The organism is bacterium, assembly GCA_040755795.1.
GTDB lineage: Bacteria > UBA9089 > CG2-30-40-21 > CG2-30-40-21 > SBAY01 > JBFLXS01.
On record JBFLXS010000061.1, the window covers coordinates 1 to 2,737 of the forward strand.

At 37.7% G+C, this 2,737-nt stretch carries 3 protein-coding genes; 2 read left to right on the top strand and 1 reads right to left on the bottom strand.

Annotated features, from left to right (window positions below; all coding sequences use genetic code 11):
* Positions 1 to 22 precede the first annotated feature (22 nt).
* On the bottom strand, positions 23 to 229 hold the full coding sequence (locus AB1414_06215) for a hypothetical protein (protein MEW6607035.1): 207 nt from the start codon (positions 227 to 229) through the stop codon (positions 23 to 25).
* 206 nt (positions 230 to 435) lie between these two features.
* Between AB1414_06215 and AB1414_06220 the strand changes: the two genes are divergently transcribed.
* Both AB1414_06220 and AB1414_06225 read left to right on the top strand, forming a co-directional pair.
* A complete protein-coding gene (locus AB1414_06220) occupies positions 436 to 1,686 on the top strand; it encodes a hypothetical protein (GenBank protein ID MEW6607036.1) in 1,251 nt (416 codons plus the stop codon).
* A 9-nt stretch (positions 1,687 to 1,695) separates the two neighbouring features.
* A partial coding sequence (locus AB1414_06225) for a tetratricopeptide repeat protein (protein MEW6607037.1) occupies positions 1,696 to 2,737 on the top strand: 1,042 nt, incomplete at its 3' end.

Consider the following 2,737-nt stretch of genomic DNA (forward strand, 5'->3'; position numbering starts at 1 on the left):
TAGCAGAAGGTTTCATCAGTTGTCAATGACATTCTAAATAATATGATTTTCTTACTAAAATAAGAATACTTTTTCCCCTTTTCCCTAATTTCTCCATTTCCCCTTCGTTACACCCTGAACGGTTACCCAGGATAGAATCCCGGACTACGGGGCTAATGTCTAACCGGGCTGATACCAGCAAAAAATCTATTGCACAAAAGGCATAAAAATGGTATAATAACTTTGTCATTCGAGTTCAAGGCTAATCATGTCCCACAATTTTTACTGAACACCGTGAAGAGTGATAATTCACAATTGACAATTCACAATTCACCATTTTAAGGAGATTTAGGGAAGAAATTGTAAATTGTGAATGGTGAATTGCGAATTGTGAATGAATGTAACATTGTCCAGTAAAACTTATGGGTAAAAATAAGAGTTCAAGGAGGGAAATCTATGGAATTTAAAAAAGCTAAGAATTTAGAAGAGGCATGGTATAATTTTGATCCAGATTTAACCTTACCAATGCCTGAAGGCCAGGCGTTTTATGTTGAACGAGAAGGATACTCACTTGCCCGTTTAAAATCAAACTTGCTGCGGGTAAAACAACCCAAAAAGTACTTTGTCTGTGGGCATAAAGGCTCTGGTAAGTCTACTGAATTAAATCGCCTTGCGGCAGATAGAGATGTGCAGGAGAGATTTAAAATAGTACATTTTTCTCTTAACGAAACATGTGACTATAAGACATTGACCTATATTGACCTGCCTGTTTCCATCGCCCTGCAGTTAAGAGAAAATACTGGCCTGAAGTTGTCAGATGATTGGAAAAGGGAACTTGACCAGTGGTTTATGACTGTAACCAGGGAAATTGATAAAAAAGAGGGTTATGATGCTGAAGTAGAGGCAGGGGCAAAGACATTTTTTGCCGGATTTAAGCTTAGATTAAAAACCGGAACAACCTGGCGAAGTCATATGAAAAAAGTGATTGAACCAAGATTGATGCCTCTTTTGGAGTTGCTTAACCATGCGGTTACTGAAATTAAAGAAAAAGAGAAAAAGGACCTATTGGTTATCATAGATAATATCGAAAAAGCAGATGATTCTAAAATTAAAGAGATTATTAGAGATAATTACACCTCTTTGATGGAAACAGATATTTTTATCATCTATACCCTTCCTATTTCTCTTCGTGGCGACCGGGAAGTAATAATCCACAGAGACCAATTGTATCCTATCCCATGTATCAAATATTTTGACCGGGGAAAAAGGGATGCGTTTACAGATGGTAAGAAACTGCTGATTGAATTTATTGAAAAAAGGATGAGCCTTGAATTAATTGAAGAAAAAGCCTGCGAAGAAGCAATTCGATTAAGTGGTGGTGTGTTTCGGGAATTGGCAAGAGTAATGCAGATTGCTATTGATTCAGCATTAGAAGCAGACCGAGATAAAATTCTATTTGAAGATTTAGAGAAGGTTCGACATGAGATTGTGAAGTCGTATCAGCCTATTTTAAGGCCAGATGATTATAAGCTGATGTACCAGATTGCCATATCTAACGATTGGTTGGATGATGTAGAATTTATGCTTCAGCATCTTATTGTCTTAGAATATGAAAATGATACTCTGTGGTTAGATGTTCGTTATGCCCTCCTTCAGTTTTTAGAAGAAAAATATCCGGGGAATAAAGATGAAGTAAAAGAGGATTAGGTAATAAATATGGGAAGAGTTTCAAATAATGACCAGGATATTGCTCAGGTAAGTCTAAAACTTCAGCCAACATCCGAAAAAGATGAGATTCAAACACTGCTCCGTTTAATTAGCAAGGCTATAAAAAAAGATAACGCCCTTTTCTTATTTGTCCGATACCAAAATTTCCGTGATGCTCAGAATATGATTAATGTCTTGCAACAAAAGAGTGATACTGGCATTAAGTTCATCTCGATTAACTGTCAGAGCCAAAATATCCAATTTTTATCTCCACACCTTCTTCAGAAGCAGAATACTAAGACGGTATTTTGTATCTTTAATCTACCACGCCACCAAGATTCACAAGGAGCGGAAATTGACCCTAACTTTCTTGAAAACCTGAATTTTACCAGGGACCAATTGCAAGAGCATAAAATCAAGGCTATCTTTTTTCTTACTGAGTATGAACTTTCGGCTGTAATCAACAAGGCAGATGATTTTTGGGCATTCAGACACCGCCTCCTGGAATTGCCTGAAGAGATACAGCATTTCATAAATATCTGGAGCCGTGCGGAGGTTTCTTTTATTGCCTCCAATAAAGAAGAAATCCACAGACAGATTGGATATAGAAAAAGCTTGCTTGATACGGTCTCTTCACCTGAAAAAAAAGTTTCCCTAATTAATGAGATTGCCCAGCGTTATCACCTCCTGGGACAATATGAAAAGGCATTAGTCCTGCTTGAGGAAGGATTGGAGACTTCAAGGAAAATCGGGGATAAAAAAGGTGAAGGGACAATCCTGAACAATATCAGTCAGATTTACGATGCAAGAGGAGATTACGATACCGCTCTTGACTATCTTAACCGCTCATTAAAGATTCGCCAGGAAATCGAGGATAAAAGTGGGGAAGGGAGAACCCTGAACAATATCAGTCAGATTTTTAAGGCCCGAGGAGATTACGATACCGCTCTTGACTATCTTAACCGCTCATTAAAGATATTCAAGGAAGGTGGGAATAAATATGAAGAAGGCAAAACACTGAACAATATCAGTCAGATTTACCATGCCCGAG